Genomic DNA, 21,905 nt, shown 5'->3' with positions numbered 1-21,905 from the left:
GTGAGCCGCACCTGCCTGCATCCCCTTCTCAAGGCCGGTTTTTCTTCTCTGCTTCAGCCAGGCGCCGCTCGATTTCAAGCGTCTGCTGCTGTTGCTGCTTGATCGAAGTCGGCGTGATCACCTTGTCCACCGCTTCGGTATCTGGATCTGGCTGTTCCAGCACCGGATCGGGCGAAGGCTCGCCCTTTTGCGCCTGGTCTGAAGATATCGGCCGAGGCACTTTGTCTGCCAATTCACGATCAGCCAGCTTGGGATCAGTGTGCTTCATGGCGGTTGTCCTTCAATGGGGTGTGTTATTCAGCAGAGCCCGACAGCGTGGAAAAGTTTGATTCAATTGCATCAGGTCCAGTAGCGTTCTGAGGTTTAAGCCCTTCACCGCGATCTGTCAGTGCCCGCTCCCCTGCTCGCTAGTCGGCACCAGGAGCGGTGCGCTGGCATTGAACTGGGCCAGCGCATCGCCGCAGCACCTTGACGCCCCAACAAGCACTTAGTAAATTCACCACCCCCTTCTTTTTCGGCCACCTCTTCAGTGCACCGCCCAGGCGTTAATTCGCGAAGCGGGCATACACGATGCCGAGTCCCCCACGGTCGCCAGGCACTGGCGCACCACGCTTCCGACATCCAGTGAATGAGGATGATTGCATGATCATTCGTCAGGCTAATGCTGCGGACCATCCGCTGCTGCTTAGCATTTGGCTGCGCGCCGTTCGCGCAACCCACCCTTTTTTGCAAGCGTCCGACATAGACGCCCTGCTCCCACAGCTACGCGATATCTACTTACCGGCAGTCGAACTGTGGGTTGCGGTTGATAGCGAAGATTCGCCACAGGGCTTCATTGGGCTCAACCAAGACCACGTGGAAATGCTCTTCATCGATCCGCATCTGCACGGTCAAGGCACTGGCCGTGCCCTGCTCGATTTTGTGCGCGAGTCGCGCAAAACACTGAGCGTCGATGTCAACGAGCAAAATCCGCAGGCAGTGGGTTTTTATCTGCATTACGGCTTCGTTCAGATTGGTCGCTCCCCCCTCGATGGTGAAGGGCGGCCGTTCCCGTTGCTGCATATGAAGCTGCCCGGTTGACGCCGTGACAGCCAATCGCCCCTCGCGTTGCGCGTACAAGCGACTCCTGAACACACGCCTGCGGGCGCTCTGCGCGGGGCGATTCATCGATTGCGCTGATTATTACTATCGAGCCGCCTGCCTAATCGGCTGACAAGCCCGGCTCCTATAATCGCCGTCAATTTTCTGCGTTTTCTCGCCTGCTGCAGGCGACCTTGCACCTTGGAACTCTACACAATGCCAAGCGTCAACCAGGCCTCTGAAGGCCTTCTCGAACATAATCAACAGAGCGTCAGCCAGCAGTGGCTGGCGATTCTCTCGGTCGCGGTGGGCGCCTTTGCCCTGGTCACCAGCGAGTTTCTCCCAGTGGGGGTGCTCAACGATGTCGCCAGCGACCTGGGGATCAGCGCCGGCCAAGCCGGCCTGATGGTTACCCTGCCCGGCATCATGGCCGCCCTCGCCGCGCCCTTGCTGTCGGTGGGCATTGGCGCGTTGGATCGGCGCTACCTGCTGATCGGCCTGACGCTGATCATGATCATCGCCAACGCGGTCGTGGCCTACGCCAGCGACTTCAGCCTGCTGCTGTTTGGCCGGGTACTACTGGGCATCAGCATCGGCGGTTTCTGGGCAACGGCAATTGCCCTTAGCGGCCGTTTGGCGCCCAAGGGGGTCGGCGTAGCCCAGGCCACTTCGATCATCATGGTCGGGGTGACCTTGGCCACCGTGCTGGGTGTGCCGGTGGGCACCTGGCTCAGTGGCCTGATGGGCTGGCGCATGACCTTCCTGGTCACCGCGTTGGTCGGCATACCGGTGCTGTTGGCGCAGATCTTCCTGCTGCCGCGGCTCAATCCCGACAAAGCGATTCGCATCAGTGACCTGCCAGCATTGTTCATCAACCCACAAGCGCGGGTTGGCTTGATCGCGGTGCTGCTGATTGGCCTGGCGCACTTTGCCGCGTACACCTATGTCGCGCCATTCTTCAAACAAAATGCAGGCTTCGATGGGCCGACCATTAGCTCGCTGTTGTTGCTGTATGGCGTGGCCGGGGTGCTGGGCAATATCTTCGCCGGTTTTGCCGCTAACCGTAGCGTGCGCCACACCTTGTTGCTGGTCGCGTTGATGATTGGCGTAAGCACCGCGCTGTTCCCCTATTTCGCGACCGGCATGACTGGCGCTGCGATGCTCATCGCTTTGTGGGGCTTCGCCTTCGGCGCGTTCCCGGCCTGCGCCAGCATCTGGATGTTCGTCGTAGCGCCCAAGGACGTCGAACGCGGCATGCCGCTGTTCGTGGCCATGTTCCAGGTGATTATCGCGCTGGGCTCGTTCTTCGGCGGACAGATCGTCGACCAGCTGGGCAGCTCTGTGCTGCTGAGTCTGGCCACGGCGCTGGTCGGCTGCGGTTTTGTCACGGTGCTGGTGCTGGGGCGCAAGGTCAGTAACAGTCTGGCGGCGCAGCCTTGCTAGCAGCGACACCTCACTAGGCTGCTGCGGCCCAATTCGCGGGACAGGTCGCAGCGGCTCCTCGGGCGCTGGCTTGCGCGTCGCGCTGACCACTCAGCCAACCCATGACCTGAAGCAGCTTTACCGTGCGCAACCCGCGCTATGCTGGCTAGCACCTTTATTGCAGCCAGTGAGCGAACCATGACGGACCATGCCTCACAGCAGCCCTCGCCTGCTGCTGTGCGCTTTCCACCCGGGCTGATCATCGCCTGCCTGGCGTTGGCTGGGGTCTTATTCCTGCCGTTTCCCGACACCTTGCCTGTAGCAGGCCAGCGCATGCTGGCGATCCTGGTATTTGCCGTGATCGTGTGGATCACCGAGGCGGTTTCCTACGAAGCCAGCGCGATCATGATCACCTCGCTGATGGCCGTGCTGCTGGGCACCGCGCCGACCCTGGCCGACCCTTCGGTCAGCTACGGCTCTTCAGCAGGCGTGTCGATGGCGTTGTCAGGCTTTGCCAACCCGGCGTTGGCGCTGGTGGTCGGCGCATTGTTCATCGCCGCGGCGATGACCCATACCGGGCTGGACAAGCGCATCGCCCTGGTCACCCTGACCAAGGTCGGAGCCAGCACCCGACGGGTATTGCTCGGGGCGATGATCGTTATCGTCCTGCTCAGCCTGGTGGTGCCCAGCGCAACGGCGCGCAGTGCCTGCGTGGTGCCGATCATGATGGGGGTGATCGCCGCATTCGGAGTGCCGGCGCGCTCCAATATCGCTGCAGGAATCATGATCATCGTCGCCCAGGGCACCAGCATCTGGAACGTCGGTATCCAGACCGCAGCGGCGCAGAACCTGCTGACCATCGGCTTCATGGACAAGATGCTGGGCGCGCGGGTGTCGTGGCTCGACTGGCTGATCGCCGGCGCGCCTTGGGCGCTGATCATGTCGGTGGTGCTGATCGTGCTGGTATTGAAGCTGCTGCCGCCGGAAAGCGACAGCGTGCCCGGCGGCATGGCCGGGGTCAGCCAGAGCCTGGCCCAACTGGGGCCGATGAGCGCCGCGCAAAAGCGCCTGGGTGTGGTCTCGCTGCTATTGCTGTTGGCCTGGGCCACTGAAGGCCGCCTGCACCCGTTCGATACCACGACCACCACCTACGCCGGCCTGGTGGTGCTGTTGCTGCCACGCTTTGGCGTGATGACCTGGAAGGATGTGCAAGCGCGCATCCCGTGGGGCACGGTGATCGTGTTCGGCGTCGGCATCAGCCTGGGTACCACCTTGCTCACCACCCAGGCCGGGCAGTGGCTGGGCGCGCAAGTGGTGCAGCACACAGGCCTGGATCAGCTCAGCTCGCTGGGCGTGCTGGCGGTGCTCGGCGCGTTTTTGATCGTCATCCACCTGGGGTTCGCCAGCGCCACCGCGCTGACCTCGGCGCTGCTGCCGATTTTGATCGCCGTGCTGCAAACCCTGCCGGGCGACTTCAGCCGCATCGGCATGACCATGTTGCTCGGCTTTGTGGTCAGCTTTGGCTTCATCTTGCCGATCAACGCCCCGCAGAACATGGTCTGCCTGGGCACCGACACGTTCACCCCGCGCCAGTTTGCCCGGGTCGGCCTGTGGGTCACGGCGATCGGCTATGCGCTGCTGCTGGTGTTCGCCAGCACCTACTGGTCTTGGCTTGGCTGGATGTAAACCCGAGCAGGGTCATGCGCGCAGCCGACGCTTCACGCGTATTGGCTATGCTGACCCTGCAATAACTCAAGCTCACTCAGCATTACACGGAGGCATGTATGAAAGCTGCTGTTGTTGCCCAAGGGCGTCGCGTCGAGGTCGTGGACAAAACCCTGCGCCCGCTCAAACACGGTGAAGCGCTGCTGAAAATGCAGTGCTGCGGCGTTTGCCACACCGACCTGCACGTCAAGAACGGCGATTTCGGTGACAAGACCGGGGTGATCCTCGGCCATGAAGGCATCGGTATCGTTGAGGAAGTTGGCCCCGGCGTGACCTCGCTCAAGCCAGGCGACCGCGCCAGCGTGGCCTGGTTCTTCCAAGGCTGCGGCCACTGCGAGTACTGCAATAGCGGTAACGAGACGTTGTGCCGCGAGGTGAAGAACTCCGGCTATACCGTCGACGGGGGGATGGCCGAGTCGTGCATCGTGGTCGCCGATTACTCGGTCAAAGTCCCGGATGGGCTCGACTCTGCCGCCGCCAGCAGCATCACTTGCGCAGGTGTCACCACTTACAAGGCGGTGAAGATCTCCAACATCCGCCCCGGTCAATGGATCGCCATCTACGGCCTCGGCGGGCTGGGTAACCTGGCCCTGCAGTACGCCAAGAACGTGTTCAACGCCAAAGTCATTGCCATCGATGTCAACGATGAGCAACTGCGCTTTGCCAGCGAGATGGGCGCGGATCTGGTGATCAACCCACGGAGCGAGGATGCCGCGAAAATCATCCAGGAGAAGACCGGCGGCGCCCACGCTGCGGTGGTCACGGCGGTGGCCAAAGCGGCGTTCAACTCGGCGGTCGATGCCCTGCGTGCCGGTGGCCGGCTGGTCGCGGTAGGCTTGCCGCCAGAAGCCATGAGCCTGGACATTCCACGGCTGGTGCTCGATGGCATCGAAGTGGTCGGCTCGTTGGTTGGCACCCGGCAAGACTTGCACGAGGCGTTCGAGTTTGCCGCGCAAGGCAAGGTCGTGCCCAAGGTGACCCTGCGCCCGGTCGAAGACATCAATCAGATTTTCGACGAGATGCAAGAAGGCAAGATCAAAGGCCGCATGGTGATCGACTTCAGTCGCTGAGCATGCCCTCACCTCGGCATGAGTCAGCCAGCCTATGCCGAGGTATCGCTCGCTGCCTTACATGAACGAATCTTCATGTGTCCGGTAAAGCTACTGATAGCGGGCCGGACAGGCCAAACCTGCGCCCCGCCAGGCGGCGTGCGCCTTGAGCCTGGCGTATCGGTTGCGTAGCATCGCCGCCCCGGTCAACGTACCTGCCCTTTTTGTGGCGGTACTCAACCTCAAGAGCGCGCATGCCCCAACCCATCCCCCTCAAAGACCACGACAAAGAAAAACACCTGGTCAACCGGCGGTTGCTGGTCTGTGCCGGGCTGACCCTGGGCCTGGTGGCAGTGCTGGTCGGGCGGCTGTACGTGCTGCAAGTCCTGCAACACGACCAGCAGAGCGCGGTATCGGAAAACAACCGCGTGCACGTGCTGCCCATCGCGCCTGAACGCGGGCTGATCTACGACCGCAATGGCGTGGTGCTGGCCGACAACAAACCCAGCTTCAACCTGACCATGACCCGCGAACGCGCCGGTGATTCGGCCAAGGTGCTCGATGCCCTGGCGCAGATACTCGGGTTGGGCGAGGATGATCGTGTCCAGTTCGACAAGGACCTGCGCCGTGGCCGAAGCCGTTCGAGCCGGTGACGTTGATGGTCGGGCTGTCCGAGGAGCAGATCGCGCTGATCGCCGTCAATCAGTTCCGCTTGCCGGGGCTGGAGGTCCAAGCGCAGTTCATTCGCGAGTACCCGCTAAATGAGCACTTTGCCCACTCGGTCGGCTATGTCGGGCGGATCAACGAGAAGGAAGCCAAGAGCCTCGACGCCACCGAGTATCGCGGCACCCAGTCGATCGGCAAGACCGGTATCGAGCGCTTCTACGAGCGCGAACTGCACGGCCAGGTCGGCTACGAGGAAGTCGAGACCAACGCCCAGGGCCGGGTCATGCGCGTACTGCGTCACCAGGACCCGACCCCCGGCAAGGACATCATCCTGACCCTCGACGCGCACTTGCAGCAGGCCGCTGAAAAGGCCCTGGGCGACCGACGCGGGTCAGTGGTAGCGCTCGACCCTGCCAGCGGCGATGTGCTGGCGATGGTCAGCAAGCCAAGCTTTGATCCCAACCTGTTCGTCAAAGGCATCAGCTTCAAGCAGTACGCGGCCCTGCGCGACTCGATCGACCGCCCGCTGTTCAACCGGGTGCTGCGCGGGCTGTATGCGCCAGGCTCGACGGTCAAGCCAGAGGTGGCCATCGCAGGCCTGGACAGCGGCGTCATCACCCCGGCCAGCCGGGTGTTCGACCCCGGCTACTACGAGCTGCCCAACTACGCGCACAAATACCGCAACTGGAACCGCAGCGGCGATGGCTGGGTGGATATGTACAGCGCGATCATGCGCTCCAACGACACCTACTTCTACGACCTGGCGCACAAACTGGGCATCGATCGCCTGCACGACTACATGGCCGAATTTGGCCTGGGCCAGAAGGTCTCGCTGGACATGTTCGAAGAAGCCGCAGGCTTGATGCCTTCAGCCCAGTGGAAACGTGCCACCCGCCGTCAGGCCTGGTTCCCGGGCGAAACGCTGATCCTTGGCATTGGCCAGGGCTACATGCAGGTCACCCCGTTGCAGTTGGCCCAGGCCACCAGCCTGCTGGCCAGCAAGGGTGTGTGGCACCGGCCGCACCTGGCCATGACCGTCGCCGGTGAGCAGCCGGTCGATCCGCATCCGATGCCGGATATCGTCTTGCACGACAAGCGCGCCTGGGATCAGGTCAGCCAAGGCATGCAGATGGTCATGCACGACCCACGCGGTATTGCCCGGGCATCTGCCGCCGGCGCGCAGTACCGGATTGCCGGCAAGAGCGGTACTGCACAGGTTGTCGCAATCCGCCAGGGTGAACGCTACAACCGCAACAAGACCCTGGAGCGCCATCGCGATAACGCGCTGTTCGTAGGGTTTGCCCCAGCTGATCATCCCTCGATCGTGGTGGCGGTGATGATCGAGAACGGTGAGGCCGGCGGCCGAGTTGCCGGGCCTGTTGTGCGCGAGGTGATGGATGCCTATCTGCTCGATGAGCAGGGGCATCTGAAGGCGCAGTATGCCGGTGGCGATCATACCTCGCCGCATAGCTGAAGACCTGGGTCGTCTATGCCGGACGGTCAACCTGGCGTGGGAGCGGGCTTGCCCCGCGAAGAGGCCGGTACATCTCAGCGCAAAATCCCTTACTGTTAAATCTCATAAATGAATAAGAATATGACTTCTTATTCTTTTTTATCCTGACGCAAATCCTCTATAACTCTCTGCACTGCACAGCCGCCAACACCAGGCCAACTGTTCGCAGCGCAACAGTTGATCAACATCCAGGCCCACAAGGCAACACCGGCTGCACAATGAAACGGTGCAACCTGTTGATCTATATGGACATTTAAAATAGGCACGACGATTGCTCAAGCAAAGTCCCGCTCAACCTGACCTGGAGACTTGCCATGAGCACCCCGTTGAACGTCGTCGCTTTGTCCGGTGGCACCAGCCGCCCCTCGCGCACCTTGGCCCTGACCGAGGCCATCCTCGCTGAACTGAGCCAGCACCTGCACATCAAGGCGCAGCTAATCGAACTGGGCGATATCGCCCGTCCACTGGGCGCGGCGTTGTGGCGCAGCGAGCTGCCCGAGAGCGTCGAACAACAACTGCGCCTGGTGGAAAAGGCCGACCTGCTGGTGGTGACCACGCCGGTCTATCGCGGCAGCTTCCCTGGCCACTTCAAGCACCTGTTCGACTTGATCGGCCAGGATGCGCTGGTCGACACGCCGGTGCTGCTGGCAGCCACCGGCGGCAGCGAACGCCATGCGCTGGTCCTCGATCATCAGCTGCGGCCACTGTTCAGCTTCCTGCAAGCGCTGACCTTGCCCATCGGCGTATACGCCAGCCAGAACGAGCTGGCCGACTACCGGGTGACCAGCGAAGCTTTGGCTGCGCGCATCCGACTGGCCGCCGAGCGCGCCGTGCCGTTGTTCGCGGCTCACCATGCGCTGCGCAAAAGCGCCTGAGGAGCGGCCATGAATGCACCCGTGAAACCTGCCCAACGCCCTGCCCTGGCCATCGCCCAAGAACTGGCCGGGCAGTTTGCCCAGACCGCCGTCGAGCGTGACGAGCGCGGCGGCACGCCCAAAGCCGAGCGCGATGCCCTGCGCAGCAGCGGCCTGTTGTCGCTGGCCATCCCGAGCGCCTACGGCGGCCAAGGGGCCAACTGGCGCGACACCTTTGAAGTGGTACGCGAGTTTGCCCGCGTCGACAGCTCGATCGCCCACGTGTTTGGCTTTCATCACCTGATGCTGGCCACCGTGCGGCTGTTCTCCCGCCCTGATCAGTGGCAACCGTGGTTCGAACAGACCGCGCGCAAGCACTGGTTCTGGGGCAACGCACTGAACCCGTTGGATACCCGCACCCAGGTCAAGCACTTCGACGGCTGGTGTGAGTTTTCCGGGCAGAAGAGCTTTTGCTCAGGGGCCAGCGACTCGGAAATGCTCATCGCCTCGGCGGTGGACGAGCGTGCGGGCGGCAAGCTGCTGATTGCCGCGATCCCCAGCGGGCGCACCGGCATCACCCTGCACAATGACTGGAACAATATCGGCCAGCGCCAGACCGACAGCGGCAGCGCCACGTTCGAGCGTGTGCGCGTCGAGCATGACGAACTGCTGCTCGACCCCGGCCCGCTGAGCACGCCATTCGCAGCCTTGCGGCCACTGATCGCCCAGTTGCATTTTGCCAACCTGTTCCTCGGCATCGCCGAGGGCGCCTTCGCCGAAGCACGCCAGTACAGCCTCAAGGAGAGCCGGCCGTGGTTCCGCTCCGAGGCCACCAGCAGCAGCGAAGACCCATACATCCTGCGCCACTACGGCGAGTTCTGGGTCGGTCTGGAAAGCGTGCGCCTGTTGATTGAGCGCGCCGCCGAACAGCTCGACCGCGCCTGGGCCAAGGAGCATGCCCTGACTGCCGAGGAGCGCGGTGACCTGGCGCTGGCCATCGGCACTGCCAAGGTCGCCGCCACCCGCCATGGCCTGGATATCTGCAACCGCCTGTTCGAAGTCACCGGAGCCCGCGCGACCCATGCCTCGCTGCGCTTCGACCGCCATTGGCGCAACCTGAGGACGCAAACCTTGCACGACCCTGTGGACTATCGCATCCACGAGCTCGGCGAGTGGGCCCTCAACGGCAAGCGTCCCGTCCCGTCTTTCTATTCATAAGGCACGCTCATGCAATTGCTGACCCTCCCCCCGTCACCGTCATTGGCTACCTCGATCAGGGCGACCGCACAGGTCTTCGAAGACCCCAGGTCGCAGGCGCTGCTCGCCCACTTGCAACAGGTCGCCCCCAGTGAGGCCAGCGTCCTGATCATCGGCGAGACCGGCACGGGCAAGGAGCTGGTCGCACGCCACATCCACAACCTCAGTGGCCGGCGCAACGGGCCGTTCGTCGCGGTCAACTGCGGCGCGTTCTCTGAATCGCTGGTGGAAGCGGAGCTATTCGGCCACGACAAGGGCGCCTTCACCGGCGCCTTGGCAGCGAAGGCTGGCTGGTTCGAGGAAGCCAACGGCGGCACGCTGTTTCTCGATGAGATCGGCGACCTGCCGCTACCGATCCAGGTCAAGTTGCTGCGCGTGCTACAGGAGCGGGAAGTCGTGCGCCTGGGCTCGCGCAAAAGTATCCCGATCAACGTGCGAGTGCTGGCAGCAACCAACGTACAACTGGAAAAGGCCATCAACGCCGGGCACTTTCGCGAAGACCTGTATTACCGCCTGAACGTGGTGACCTTGTCGCTGCATCCGCTGCGCGAGCGGCCGGGCGACATCCTGCCATTGGCGCGGCACTTCATCCGCAGCTACAGCGAACGCCTGAGCTATGGCCAGGTGGAGCTCAGCCCACGCGCCCAGGCCAAGCTGGTCGAATACAGCTGGCCGGGCAACATTCGCGAGCTGGAAAACGTCATTCACCACAGCCTGCTGACCTGCGGCAATGGCGAGATCCAGGCGCAAGACCTGCGTCTGTCGAACCTGCGCCTGGAACGACAGGACGAGAGCACCGCGCGCGCATCCAGCGGCGATGCGGTCGAAGATCTGTTGCAGCTGGCCTTCAGTCGGCTCTATGAAGAGCAGCCTGGCGAGCTTTACGAGAAAGTCGAGAACGCCCTACTGCGCTCGGCCTATCGCTTCTGCCATTACAACCAGGTGCACACCGCGCAGTTGCTCGGCTTATCACGCAATGTCACCCGCACCCGGCTGATCGCCATTGGCGAGTTGGTGGTCAATAAACGCCGCAATCAGGAGCAACCACTAGATAACCGCCTGGTACGCTTGTCGATCTGACCGCTACGCCGGCGACTGGACACGTTGCACCCTCACCGCGCTACGCGAAGCGCTTGTTAGCGCTGGTGCAACACGCGATAAGCGCAAGGCCCAACAGCCCGAGCCTGGAGTAACATAGGCACTCACCCTGATACCCGCTCCGGACACCTGAGCATGACCCACGCAGCCAACGTTCCCGACACTGTCGCCACGTCCGTGAGCCAACCACGCCTGTTGCTGTTCCTGGCCTATGCGCACATGGGCCTGCTCGACCTGACCGGCGCGCAAACGGTGTTCTGGGCCGCCAACAAGGCCTGCGCCGAACGTGGCCTGGCCGGTTATCGGGTGTGTACGGCCAGCGTGCCGGGTGGATTGATCGCAACCGCCGAAGGTCTGCGGGTGCACACCGAGCCCCTTGAACCACTACTGCTCGAACAGATCGACACCCTGGTGGTGCCCGGTGCGCCGGAGATCGTGCGCACCCTGCCTGAGCACGTCGAACTGGTCAGTTGCTTGCGTCAGGTCGCCGCCAAGGCGCGGCGCACCGCCTCGGTGTGCAGCGGCACCTTCCTGCTGGCGGCCGCCGGCCTGCTCGACGGACGCCGCGCCGCCACCCATTGGGCCATGTGCGATGCCCTGCGCCAGCGCTTTCCTGCCATCGAGGTGGATGCCGAGGCGATCTTCGTGCAGCAAGAGCAGGTCTGGACCTCGGCCGGGGTCAGCGCCGGCATCGATTTGGCGTTGGCCCTGGTCGAGGCTGATTGCGGCCGTGAGGTGGCGATGCAGGTGGCCCGCGAGCTGGTGGTTTTCCTCAAGCGCCCTGGTGGCCAGGCGCAGTTCAGCGAGTTGCTCAAGGCCCAGGGCGAGCACAGCGCCGCCTTCGATGAACTGCACCTGTGGCTCAATGAGCATTTGCACGATCCACAGCTGAGTGTCGAGCGCCTGGCTGGGCAAGCGTGCATGAGCCTGCGTAACTTCACGCGGGTGTACAAACAAAAAACCGGTCGTACTCCGGCCAAGGCCATTGAAGTGTTTCGTCTGGAAGCGGCCCGGCGCCTGCTGGAAAACACTGACCTGCAGATCGAGCAAATCGCCCGTCAGTGCGGGTTCGGCAGCGAAGAACGCCTGCGCCTGGCGTTCCAGCGCCACTTGGCAGTGACCCCACGCGACTACCGCGCACGTTTCGCCCACAGCGTGCCCCTGGCCGAAATCCAGGGTTCTTTGGCCTAGGGCCAAACGCCCTGCGCGCCTAGCATCCAGCGCAACAAACTCAACACCTGCGTGGGCTGCTGCGTTTGTCGGAGCACGGCACGCACTTGCCTGGAGGGCCTATCATTTCCATCGGCCAGCCAACTGGAAAGGCGCCCCCTCTGCGTTTCGAGCGAGCTTTATGCGCGCCGTTCACGTGCCGTGCCCGAACTGATAATTCCAATAATCACCTGGAGCACAACGATGAAACAGATTCTTGTCATTGGCGCAGGCTTCGCCGGCCTATGGAGCGCCTTGGGTGCCGCGCGCCTGCTTGACCTGCAGGGCCGCGACGATGTGCAGATCAGCGTACTTGCGCCCAAAGCCGAGTTGCACGTGCGCCCGCGGTTTTATGAGCCCGACGTGCACACCATGGCCGCCCCCCTGCAAGCGCTGTTCGACGCGGTCAACGTACGCTTCATCAAAGGCACCGCCTACCGCATCGATGAGGGCCGCCAGTCGGTGGCCTATCGTGATCCTTCCGGGGCTGAGCTGAGCATTGGCTATGACCGGCTGATCATGGCCTGTGGCAGCCTGCTTAACCGCCCTGCGCTGGAGGGTTTCGATCAACACGCCTTCGACGTCGACAAGATCGACTCGGCGACGCGCCTGGAAGAGCACCTCAAGTCGCTCGCCTCCCAGCCTGACAGCCCAGCGCGCAATACCGTGGTAGTCGCCGGCGGCGGCTTTACCGGCATCGAGACCGCGACCGAATTGCCGACCCGGCTGCGCGCCATTTTCGGTGAGCAGGTGACCCCGCGCATTGTCGTGGTCGATCGCGGGGCGAAAATTGGCGCAGCGCTGGGCGCGGGGATCAGCCCGGCCATCGAGGCGGCTTCAACCGAGTTGGGCATCGAATGGATCTGCGGCGCCAGCGTGGCCTCAGTCGATGGCGATGGGGTGCTGCTGGACAATGGCCAGCGCATCCCGGCCAAGACCGTGATCTGGACCGTGGGCTTCAAGGCCAACCCGCTCACCGAGCAGATCCGTGGCGAACGCGACCGCCAGGGCCGCCTGCATGTCGAGGGCAACCTCAAGGTCAAGGGCAATGGCGCGGTCTATGCCGCCGGTGATGTCGCCTATGCGGCGTGCGACGAGGTCGGCAACTATGCGGTGATGTCCTGCCAGCACGCGATTCCGCTGGGGCGTTATGCCGGCAACAATGCCGCCGCCGAATTGATCGGCGTGGCGCCGATGACCTACAGCCAGCCCAAGTACGTGACCTGTCTGGACCTGGGCGCCTGGGGCGCGGTGTATACCGAGGGCTGGGATCGCCAGGTGGCGCCGCCTGAGGACCGATTCGAGGCCAAGCAACTCAAGCAGCAGATCAACTCGGTGTGGATCTATCCGCCAGCGGCAGACAAGGTTGCGGCGTTGGCGGCGGCGGATCCGTTGATTCCGGTGGCGTGATCTTTTCTGGGACCGCTGCGCCCTCCATCGCAGGCTTCGCCAGCGCCTACAAAAGCCTGCGATGGAGGGCGCAGCGGTCCCAGGGGCATAACTACGCTCACTGGCGCCCCACCATCGCCACAATGGTCGCCTGCAGCTCCTGCCTGGCCTGCTCCGCCGTCAACTCGCCCGCCGCTGCCGCCAGCGCCAGCGCATCTGCCGCACCGACCAACACCCGCAACCCCGCCACGCCAACATCCCCACCTGGGGCAAACGGCGCCAGGGCCAGGCGACACTTCTCCAGAAACGGTCCTTCATAGACTCGCTTCAACGCTTCCATTTCCGGCGAGCCCGCCAAGGCCGCGCTGACGCCCGGAATCTCTCGCCCTTGGCTCAGCACACAATCGACATAGGCCTGGGCAATCACCGCCGCTCGACTGTGCACGTTCGGCTCGCAGTGCGCCAATGCCGCATCGAGCATGGCCGTCTGGCGCGCGTCGTACTCCTGATACAGCGCCGCCAACAAGCCGGTACGGGTTTCGAAATGGTCATACACCACCGGCTTGGTGACCCCCGCCTGCTCGGCCAGGCGGCCCAGGCTCAGCGCATCGGTGCCCTCCTCGCGGACCAACTGCCAGGCCATCTCCAGCAACTGGCGGCGACGTTCGTCACGCGACAGGCGTTTACGCGGCGAGGTTTTTTCGGCGCTTGACATCGATTACCTACCAAAAGTAACTTACTAACCGTAACTTACCTTGAGTATATAGCCCCCGTGGCTAGCGCGCACCCCTATCCTGGAGAATCGAGCATGAAAGCCTTGATCGTCATCGGCCACCACGACCCCGCCTCGCTGACCCACGCCCTCGCCGGGCAGATCGCCGAAGGCCTGGCCCGCGCCGGACACAGCAGTGAAATCGCCGACCTGGCCAGGGAAGGTTTCGATCCACGCTTCGGCCTGGCTGACCATGCGGTGCACCGCCGCTTGGCTGGGCCACCGGCCGATGTGCTGCTCGAGCAAGCGCGGATCGAGCGCGCCGATGCACTGGTGCTGGTGTACCCGATCTACTGGTGGTCGCTACCCGCGCTGCTCAAGGGCTGGGTCGAGCGGGTGTTCAGCAATGGCTGGGCGTTCGACTATTATCCCGACGGCAAATTGATCAAGAAACTGGGCGGGCTGCCGGTGCAGCTGGTTGGGGTCGCCGGGGCCGATGCGGCGACCTTCGAGCGCCATGGTTATGGGCAGGCGATGGTTGCCCAGATCGAGCACGGCATTTTCGATTACTGCGGCGCGCGGGTGCTGGGTTCGACGCTGTTGGCGGACAGTGAGAGCGGGGACAATGCGGGCAATCTGCAGCGGGCGCGTCAGTTGGGGCTGCGGCTGTTCGAGGGGGTCGAGGCAGCGGCTTGAGCGCAGGAGCGGTGGGGCCGCTTTGTGGCCCCTATTGATTCCCATTGCGAGAGCACAACCTCCCCAGCTACCATTGAGAACGATTCACACTCACGATCGGATATCAATCGTTGGACAGCTCCTCGACCCGCAAGCTGGGCTTCTTTTTCAGCGACCATCACCGCTGGCTGCTCCAACACATCCACAAGCGCCTGCGCAATCGCGCCGATGCCGAAGACACTGCGGCCGAAGCGTTCTGCCAGATGCTCGGGGCGCGGGTCGATCCGGACAGCATCGAGCAACCACGCGCCTACCTCTCGACCATCGCCCGGCGGCTGATCTTCGACCGCCACCGCCGCCGTCAACTGGAACAGGCCTACCTCGAACGCCTGGCCCTGCTGCCCGAGCAGGTCGCCCCTTCGGCCGAAGAGCAGCTGCTCTTGATCGAAGCCTTGCTGACCATTGACCAAGTGCTCGATGGCCTGCCTGCGATCGTCAAGACCGCCTTCCTCTACAGCCAGCTCGATGGCATGAGCTATGTCGAGATCGCCAGCAAGCTGCAGCTGTCCGAGCGTACCGTCAGCCGCTACATGAAACAGGCCCTGCGCCAGTGCTACCTGTGCGAGCTGCAACCATGAGCGCGCGCACGCTGGACAGCATCAGCGAACAAGCCATCGACTGGATGGTCGAGCTCAATGCGCGCAGCCCCGATGCCGCGCTGCTGCTGCGCCTGCAGCAGTGGCTGGAGCAGGACCCACGCCACCAGCAGGCCTGGGATCGCCTGCAACAGCGCCTGGCTCGCCCGTGCGCGGCGCTGCGAACGCTCGATCAACGCGCGCCGGGCCAAGCCAGTGCCGCACGTAGCCTGCTGCTGCAACCCACCCAGTCGCGGCGCGAAGTACTGCGCGGTCTGGCCGGCCTTGGCCTGCTGGGTGGCGGCCTGTGGGCCGGCTGGCGCAGTGACACCGCCCAGGACTGGATGGCCGATCTGCATACCGGCGCGGGCGAACGGCGCAGCTTCATCCTGGACGATGGCAGCCGCCTGAGCCTGAACAGCGCCAGTGCCGTCGACCTGCTGTTCGACGCCGAACAACGTCTGCTGGTGCTGCGCCACGGTGAACTGGTGATCCAGGTGGCGCCCGATCCTAAGCGGCCGCTGCGCGTGCGCACTGCGCAAGGCCAGGTGCAGGCCCTTGGCACACGCTTTTTGGTCAGCCAGGAGCTCGACGCCACGCGGGTGGTAGTGCTTGAACACAGCGTGCGCGCCAGCCTTGTCGATGGCCGTCAGCTGGACGTGCAACAGGGCCAGGCTGCGCTGCTGCGCGCCACCGGCATCGAACCCCTGGCCAGTGAGCAACAGCAGCGCGCCGCCTGGCTCGATGGCCGCCTGGAAGTGCTCGACGAGCCGCTGCAGGCGGTGGTCGATGCGCTGCGCCCCTATCAGCGCGGCTACATACGCGTGGCCCCGGATATCGCCACCTTGCGCGTACAAGGGGTATTCACCCTGGACCAGCCGCAACAAGCCTTGGCCGCACTCAGCGAGGCCTTGCCGATCGAGGTCAAGCGCTATGGTCCGTGGCTGACCTTGATCGGGCCAAAACGCCAATAATGAAAATATTTTTGAAAATCATTCGTAATGGTGTCCGGTTTTCAATTCTCGTCCCACCTATCTCCTGACAGCCAACCTCTAAATCGGGAGAACACCGTGCACAACAACTGGCCCCGCGCCCTGCCCCTCGTCGTCGCCATGAGCAGCTTCAGTGCCTTGGTCCAGGCGCAGACCCTGTCGTTCAACCTGCCGCCCGCGAGCCTGGCCACCACGCTCAATCGCATCGCCAGCCAGAGCGGCCACATCATTGCCCTGGAACCGGCGCTGGTGCGCGGCAAGCAGGCCCCAGCCGTGGTCGGCCAGATGAGCGCCGAACAGGCCATGCAGGCGGCCCTGGCCGGTAGCGGCTTGCAGTTGCGGGTGAGTGGCAGTGGCCACTTCAGCGTGGCCCCGGCCAGCGCTGGCGAGGACGTGATGGAACTGGGCGCGACCAGTGTCACCGACCACTATCTAGACGCCACCAGCGAAGGCAGTGGCTCTTATGCGGCCCGCGCAGTGACCCTGGGCAAAGGCACGCACACCCTTAAAGAAATCCCCCAGTCGGTGACGGTGATCACCCGCAAGCAGCTCGACGATCAAGGAATCACCGACCTCAAGGACGCGCTCAACCACACCACCGGCCTGGTCGGCGCCCAGGGCATCGGCCCGGGCATGGTCATCACCTCGCGCGGCTTCCAGATCGATGACTGGCAGTACGACGGCGTACCCATCCCACGCAACAACTACTCGCTGGGCAACTGGGCGACCCAGGACCTGGTGTTCTTCGACCGCGTCGAAGTCCTGCGCGGCGCCTCCGGCCTGCTGCAAGGCACCGGCAGCCCCGGTGGCGCGATCAACCTGGTACGCAAGCGCGGCCAGGCCAAACCCACCGTGGCGATTACCGGCAAGGCCGGTTCCTGGGATCACTATGGCCTACAGCTGGACGCCGGCGGGCCGTTGACCAGCGACGGCAAGGTGCGCGGGCGGATGGTGCTCGATGAAGACCAGAGCGACAGTTTCATCGATTACCAGTGGGGCAAGACCCACTCGCTGTATGGCGCCCTGGACATCGACCTGAACGATGCCACTACCATTGGCGGCGGTATCAGCTACAGCCGCGAGCAATCCCGGCCGATGCTGCGTGGCATTCCCCGCTACGCCGACGGCAAGCCGGCCAACGTGTCGCGTTCGACCTACACCGGCGCCCGCTGGAGCCGCGCCGAGACCGACGTCACCACCTATTACCTGGACCTTGAGCACCGCTTCAACGACGACTGGACCTACAAGGCTGCGGCCATTCGCATGGACGAGACCAACACCTCGACCCATCAGCGCGTACAGACCACCGGCCAGGGCCTGAACCCCGATGGCACCGGCATCACCTATGCCGACTGGATCACCGACTTTCACAACACCAAGATCGGCCTGGACATGAACCTGGTCGGCCACTTTGACACAGGCTCCGTGGCACACGAAGTGACCCTCGGTGGCAACTACTCCAAGCTGACCTCGGACGATGCCTACTGGCGCAATTTTGCTGCCGACCCCGATGACAGCATCTTCGACATCGACCATGGCCGCCCGGAACCCAGCCGTGACAGCTTGCTGGCAGGCAACATGGGCCGCGCCAACAAGGCCAGTTACGACATCCGCCAGAAGGGCCTGTACGGCGCCTGGCGAGTCAAGCCAGTCGAGGACCTGACCTTGGTACTGGGCACCCGCGTGAGCTGGTTCGACTACAGCTGGGACTCGATCGACTTCAATGGCCCGAACGATCCGGGCAATCGTTATCCCACCAGCCGCATGACCGAAACCGGGCAAGTCACCCCGTACGCGGGCTTTGTCTACGACCTGACTCGCGAGTGGGCCTGGTACGCCAGCTACACCGACGTGTTTATCCCGCAAACCGAACGCGCGGTCGGCAATACCCCGCTCAAGCCTGTGATCGGCAGTAACTATGAAACCGGCCTGAAGGCCGAGCTGCTCGACGGACGGGTCAACGCATCGATCGCGCTGTTCCGTTACGATCAGGAAAACCGCGCAGTCACCGATACCGCCTCGGGTTTTGCCTGTGACGACTGGTACTGCTCCACGGCCGCCGGCAAGGTCCGCAGCCAGGGCGTAGAAGCCGAGATCAGCGGCGAAGTGCTCAGCGGCCTGCAGTTGTTTGCCGGCTACACCTACAACACCACCAAATTCCTTGACGACCCGGACGAAGAAGGCCGCGTGTTCAGCCAGTGGACGCCCAAGCACATGCTGCGCGCCTGGGCCGACTATCAGCTACCGGTGGATGACCAGCGCTGGAGCACCGGCCTGGGCTTCACCACGCAAAGCCACACCCTCGGTTACGAACGTACCTACAGCGTGCCCGGCTACACCGTGTGGAGCGCACGCGTTGCCTATCAGCTGACCCCGGAAGTGAACCTGGCTGTCAACGCCAACAACCTGTTCGACAAAAAGTACTGGGTAGCGGGCTTCAACCAGCTCAATGGCAGCAACAACTACGGCGAGCCGCGCAACTTCATGCTGACGGTCAAGTACACGCCGCAGTTCTGAGGCCTGGGTCAGTCCAGCAAGGGCCACTGCGCCAGTGGCCAGTAGCGGCCCTTGCGCGACTCGTACAAGGTGAAGTGGCGAGTACTGAGGAAAAACTCCGGCGCGCTGGCGGCCTCTGGCAGCTGGCCGCGGAACTCCCGTGCCAAGGTCAGGTGCGGGCGGTATTCGCGCGACTCGCGGGCAATCCCCAGCGCTAACGCCGCCTGCTCCAGCGCATAGACCAATTGGCGCAGTGCGGGTGGGGTTTGCTCAGCTTCGAGCACCAACACGCCGGGGCGCGGCCACACCTGCAACCGATCCAGCACCAGGCGCAGCGGCGCCTGGGGACGGGCAATGCTATCGACTGCCGCACACAACGCCGGCAGCTGCGCCGCGTCGACATCCCCCAGGAACAGCAAGGTCAGGTGGAAGTTTTCTGCCGGCACCGGTTTTCCGCTGCGCAAGCCCAGCTCACGTCGCCATTGCGCGATCGCGCGATGCTGTGCCTCGCTCAGTGACAGGGCGAAAAACAGACGTTTGAATGGGCTGCCAGTGGGGCGTGCGTCCTTGGCCATGGGCATTCCTGATGGGTGAAGGCAACCTGAGTGTACCGCTTCCCTAGTCTCTCAATCGGCAAAAAACCAGTTGAAACGTTTGCGCAATCGGTAGGCCATTGCACCAAAGTCACCCCGATTGGATGTAACAAGAGGTACAAAGTCCTACGACGATTGTTTATGCTGGCGCGCTTACGCCATGGCGCATGGCCATTTTCGACAAGTATCCGTTCATGAAAATTGCACTCGTACTGATCTTCGTTCTCTCGATCGCCTATGTTCACCTACGCGGTCGGGTACGACACAAGTTGACTCGCCAACTGGGCGATCACTCAAGTTTCCTGGCTCCGGTCAACAGCTTCCTGTACCTGTTCTCCAAGCACCCGGCCAAGCCTTACCTGCCGGTGGAGTCTTTCCCCGAGCTGCAACCGCTCAAGGACCATTGGCAGGAAATCCGCGAGGAAGCCCAGCAATTGCTGCACGTGGGCGAGATCAAGAAGTCCGATAACTATGACGATGTCGGTTTCAACTCGTTCTTCAAGACCGGCTGGAAGCGCTTCTACCTGAAGTGGTACGGCGAAAGCCACCCCTCGGCTATGAACCTGTGCCCACGCACCACCGAGCTGCTGCAGGGTATCGGCACGGTTAAAGCGGCGATGTTCGCCACCCTGCCGCCCGGCGCCAAGCTGGTGCGTCACCGCGACCCGTATGCCGGCTCGTACCGCTACCACCTGGGCCTGGACACGCCGAACGACGATGGCTGCTACATCGACGTGGACGGCGAGAAATATTCCTGGCGCGATGGCGAGGCCGTGGTGTTCGACGAGACCTACATCCACTACGCCGCCAACACCACCGAGCACAATCGAATCATCCTGTTCTGCGACGTCGAGCGGCCGCTCAAGTACCGTTGGGCGACCGCGTTCAATCGCTGGTTCAGCCGCAACGTCATGGCCGCTGCTGCGGCGCCCAACAATGCCAATGACAAGACTGGCGGCATCAACCGCCTGTTCACCCGCATTTACAAGATCCGTGAACGCGGCAAGGCGCTGAAAAAGCGTAATCGCATGCGCTACTACCTGGAGAAATGGGCAGTGGTGGCAGCATTGCTGTTGCTGTTCATCTACATCTGAACCCCTGCTGGGCAGCGTGGGAGCTGACTTAGCCGCTCCCACGGTGTCGACAGGTTCGTAAGTCGTAGTTTTTTCCGACCATCTTCCCCCCTCCTCGCCGCGCACATTCGACTAGCCTCAAAGCTCCTGCCGTAAACCCCACAAGGTGAAGACAATGAGCATGATGGACTGGGACGCCTACCGTAAGCAGCTGATGGCCGGCATCGGCGATCTCAAGCAACTGTCGCCCGATACCGTGGCCGGCTACATGACCGCCAGCGGCGCCGGGGCCAAGACCAACCACCTGGACGCCAAGACCCGCGAACTGATCTCCCTGGCCGTGGCCGTGACTACCCGCTGCGACGGCTGTATCGCCGTGCATTCGCAACAGGCCGTCAAGCACGGCGCCAGCCGCGAGGAGATTGCCGAGGCGCTGGGGGTGGCGGTGGCGATGAACGCAGGTGCAGCACTGGTCTACTCGGCGCGCGCGCTGGATGCGGTGGGCAAGCTTAGCGACTAAGCCACAGCGAGCGTCGTCGCCCTTGCGCGGCGACGCTGCGCACACCAGACTTGGCGGCCAAGCCTGCGCAGGAACCGCCATGATTCACATCCGCCCCATGACCCCGGAAGACTTCGAGCGCTTCTGGCCGACGTTCCAGAGCATCGTCCAAGCCCGCGAGACCTATGCCTACGACCCGCAGCTGAGCGCCGAGCAGGCTCGCCAGTTGTGGCTGGAACTGCCCCTGCGCACGTTGGTGGCAGAGCAGGACGGTGAGTTGCTCGGATCATATTTTCTCAAGGCCAACGCCGCTGGCCCTGGCGCGCACGTGGGCAATTGCGGCTACATGGTCTGCCCGGCAGCACGCGGGCGCGGGGTGGCCAAGCTGATGTGCGAGCACTCGCAGAAACTGGCGCGCCAGGAAGGTTTTCTCGCCCTGCAGTTCAACTCGGTGGTGGCCACTAACGAGGTGGCCGTGGCGCTCTGGCACACGCTGGGGTTCGAAACGGTCGGGCGCCTGCCAAAGGCCTATCGGCATGCCCGGCTAGGGTTGGTGGATTGTTTGGTGATGTACAAATGGCTGGCCGATGAGCCGGTGGTGGAGAAGCCTGCGCTGTTGATCGGGCGCAAGAATATCGAGGCGCGGGTGTCGCGGCGGCGCGGACGCTAACAACAGCATTTGCGCCGTCTGTACCGGCCTCTTCGCGGGCAAGCCCGCTCCCACAGGGTTGGTGGTGAACCTTGTGGGTCTGGCCTCTTCTCGGGTTAGCCCACTTCCACAGGGCCTGTGAACCTTGTGGGTCTGGCCTCTTCTCCGGTTAGCCCACTTCCACAGAGCTTGTGAACCTTGTGGGTCTGGCTTCTTCTCGGGTTAGCCCACTTCCACAGGGCCTGTGAACCTTGTGGGTCTGGCCTCTTCTCCGGTTAGCCCACTTCCACAGAGCTTGTGAACCTTGTGGGTCTGGCCT

Annotated in this window: 19 protein-coding genes and 1 pseudogene; 17 read left to right on the top strand and 3 right to left on the bottom strand. The window is 63.2% G+C overall.

Annotation, left to right across the window (positions count from 1 at the left end):
* Positions 1 to 28 precede the first annotated feature (28 nt).
* Positions 29 to 268: a hypothetical protein gene (locus ACI2JX_RS07265; RefSeq protein ID WP_264234527.1), complete on the bottom strand. Its 240-nt coding sequence runs from the start codon at positions 266 to 268 to the stop codon at positions 29 to 31.
* Positions 269 to 642: 374 nt separating this feature from the next.
* On the opposite strand from ACI2JX_RS07265, the gene ACI2JX_RS07260 reads away from it, so the two are divergent.
* The 10 genes and pseudogenes from ACI2JX_RS07260 to ACI2JX_RS07215 all read left to right on the top strand — a co-directional run bounded on the left by ACI2JX_RS07260 (position 643) and on the right by ACI2JX_RS07215 (position 13,283).
* Entirely contained in the window at positions 643 to 1,080 is a 438-nt protein-coding gene (locus tag ACI2JX_RS07260) for an acetyltransferase (protein ID WP_404689758.1), read from the top strand.
* A 216-nt stretch (positions 1,081 to 1,296) separates the two neighbouring features.
* Complete coding sequence (locus ACI2JX_RS07255) at positions 1,297 to 2,523, top strand: MFS transporter (RefSeq protein WP_404689757.1); 1,227 nt, start codon at positions 1,297 to 1,299, stop codon at positions 2,521 to 2,523.
* A 177-nt stretch (positions 2,524 to 2,700) separates the two neighbouring features.
* On the top strand, positions 2,701 to 4,188 hold the full coding sequence (locus ACI2JX_RS07250; protein ID WP_368972305.1) for a DASS family sodium-coupled anion symporter: 1,488 nt from the start codon (positions 2,701 to 2,703) through the stop codon (positions 4,186 to 4,188).
* A 98-nt stretch (positions 4,189 to 4,286) separates the two neighbouring features.
* Positions 4,287 to 5,297 (top strand): alcohol dehydrogenase AdhP, encoded by a 1,011-nt coding sequence (gene adhP, locus ACI2JX_RS07245; RefSeq protein WP_404689756.1) that lies wholly within the window; start codon positions 4,287 to 4,289, stop codon positions 5,295 to 5,297.
* Between the two features lie 233 nt (positions 5,298 to 5,530).
* Positions 5,531 to 7,416, top strand: a pseudogene (mrdA, locus tag ACI2JX_RS07240) (penicillin-binding protein 2).
* A gap of 353 nt (positions 7,417 to 7,769) precedes the next feature.
* Positions 7,770 to 8,330, top strand: a complete 561-nt coding sequence (gene msuE / locus ACI2JX_RS07235; RefSeq protein ID WP_368972303.1) for an FMN reductase — start codon at positions 7,770 to 7,772, stop codon at positions 8,328 to 8,330.
* A 9-nt stretch (positions 8,331 to 8,339) separates the two neighbouring features.
* Positions 8,340 to 9,527, top strand: a complete 1,188-nt coding sequence (locus ACI2JX_RS07230; protein WP_368972302.1) for an acyl-CoA dehydrogenase family protein — start codon at positions 8,340 to 8,342, stop codon at positions 9,525 to 9,527.
* A gap of 9 nt (positions 9,528 to 9,536) precedes the next feature.
* Positions 9,537 to 10,646 (top strand): sigma-54-dependent Fis family transcriptional regulator, encoded by a 1,110-nt coding sequence (locus ACI2JX_RS07225; RefSeq protein WP_186553370.1) that lies wholly within the window; start codon positions 9,537 to 9,539, stop codon positions 10,644 to 10,646.
* A gap of 153 nt (positions 10,647 to 10,799) precedes the next feature.
* Complete coding sequence (locus ACI2JX_RS07220) at positions 10,800 to 11,855, top strand: GlxA family transcriptional regulator (protein ID WP_404689755.1); 1,056 nt, start codon at positions 10,800 to 10,802, stop codon at positions 11,853 to 11,855.
* Positions 11,856 to 12,077: 222 nt separating this feature from the next.
* The gene (locus ACI2JX_RS07215; protein ID WP_404689754.1) at positions 12,078 to 13,283 is read left to right on the top strand and encodes an NAD(P)/FAD-dependent oxidoreductase; all 1,206 of its coding nucleotides are present in this window, start codon (positions 12,078 to 12,080) and stop codon (positions 13,281 to 13,283) included.
* Positions 13,284 to 13,380: 97 nt separating this feature from the next.
* Here the strand turns inward: ACI2JX_RS07215 and ACI2JX_RS07210 are convergent, their stop codons facing one another.
* Complete coding sequence (locus ACI2JX_RS07210) at positions 13,381 to 13,977, bottom strand: TetR/AcrR family transcriptional regulator (protein WP_404689753.1); 597 nt, start codon at positions 13,975 to 13,977, stop codon at positions 13,381 to 13,383.
* Positions 13,978 to 14,070: 93 nt separating this feature from the next.
* Between ACI2JX_RS07210 and ACI2JX_RS07205 the strand changes: the two genes are divergently transcribed.
* The 4 genes from ACI2JX_RS07205 to ACI2JX_RS07190 all read left to right on the top strand — a co-directional run bounded on the left by ACI2JX_RS07205 (position 14,071) and on the right by ACI2JX_RS07190 (position 18,793).
* Positions 14,071 to 14,670, top strand: coding sequence for an NAD(P)H-dependent oxidoreductase (locus tag ACI2JX_RS07205; RefSeq protein ID WP_404689752.1), 600 nt, complete (start codon positions 14,071 to 14,073; stop codon positions 14,668 to 14,670).
* A 110-nt stretch (positions 14,671 to 14,780) separates the two neighbouring features.
* Positions 14,781 to 15,287 (top strand): sigma-70 family RNA polymerase sigma factor, encoded by a 507-nt coding sequence (locus ACI2JX_RS07200; RefSeq protein ID WP_186553375.1) that lies wholly within the window; start codon positions 14,781 to 14,783, stop codon positions 15,285 to 15,287.
* Complete coding sequence (locus tag ACI2JX_RS07195) at positions 15,284 to 16,258, top strand: FecR family protein (RefSeq protein ID WP_404689751.1); 975 nt, start codon at positions 15,284 to 15,286, stop codon at positions 16,256 to 16,258. Before ACI2JX_RS07200 ends, ACI2JX_RS07195 begins: the two co-directional genes overlap by 4 nt.
* Before the next feature lie 96 nt (positions 16,259 to 16,354).
* Positions 16,355 to 18,793: a TonB-dependent siderophore receptor gene (locus ACI2JX_RS07190; protein WP_404689750.1), complete on the top strand. Its 2,439-nt coding sequence runs from the start codon at positions 16,355 to 16,357 to the stop codon at positions 18,791 to 18,793.
* A gap of 8 nt (positions 18,794 to 18,801) precedes the next feature.
* Here the strand turns inward: ACI2JX_RS07190 and thpR are convergent, their stop codons facing one another.
* Positions 18,802 to 19,347, bottom strand: a complete 546-nt coding sequence (gene thpR, locus ACI2JX_RS07185) for an RNA 2',3'-cyclic phosphodiesterase (protein WP_264234514.1) — start codon at positions 19,345 to 19,347, stop codon at positions 18,802 to 18,804.
* Between the two features lie 212 nt (positions 19,348 to 19,559).
* On the opposite strand from thpR, the gene lpxO reads away from it, so the two are divergent.
* The 3 genes from lpxO (at position 19,560) to ACI2JX_RS07170 (ending at position 21,607) form a co-directional block, all read left to right on the top strand.
* Complete coding sequence (gene lpxO / locus ACI2JX_RS07180; RefSeq protein ID WP_186553379.1) at positions 19,560 to 20,459, top strand: lipid A hydroxylase LpxO; 900 nt, start codon at positions 19,560 to 19,562, stop codon at positions 20,457 to 20,459.
* A 154-nt stretch (positions 20,460 to 20,613) separates the two neighbouring features.
* Entirely contained in the window at positions 20,614 to 20,958 is a 345-nt protein-coding gene (locus ACI2JX_RS07175) for a carboxymuconolactone decarboxylase family protein (protein WP_264234513.1), read from the top strand.
* 79 nt (positions 20,959 to 21,037) lie between these two features.
* The gene (locus ACI2JX_RS07170) at positions 21,038 to 21,607 is read left to right on the top strand and encodes a GNAT family N-acetyltransferase (protein WP_264234512.1); all 570 of its coding nucleotides are present in this window, start codon (positions 21,038 to 21,040) and stop codon (positions 21,605 to 21,607) included.
* Positions 21,608 to 21,905: the final 298 nt, after the last annotated feature.

The sequence above is a fragment of the Pseudomonas sp. NPDC088890 genome (genome assembly GCF_044900155.1).
Lineage (GTDB): Bacteria > Pseudomonadota > Gammaproteobacteria > Pseudomonadales > Pseudomonadaceae > Aquipseudomonas > Aquipseudomonas urmiensis.
This window is presented reverse-complemented; position numbering and strand designations above follow the sequence as displayed.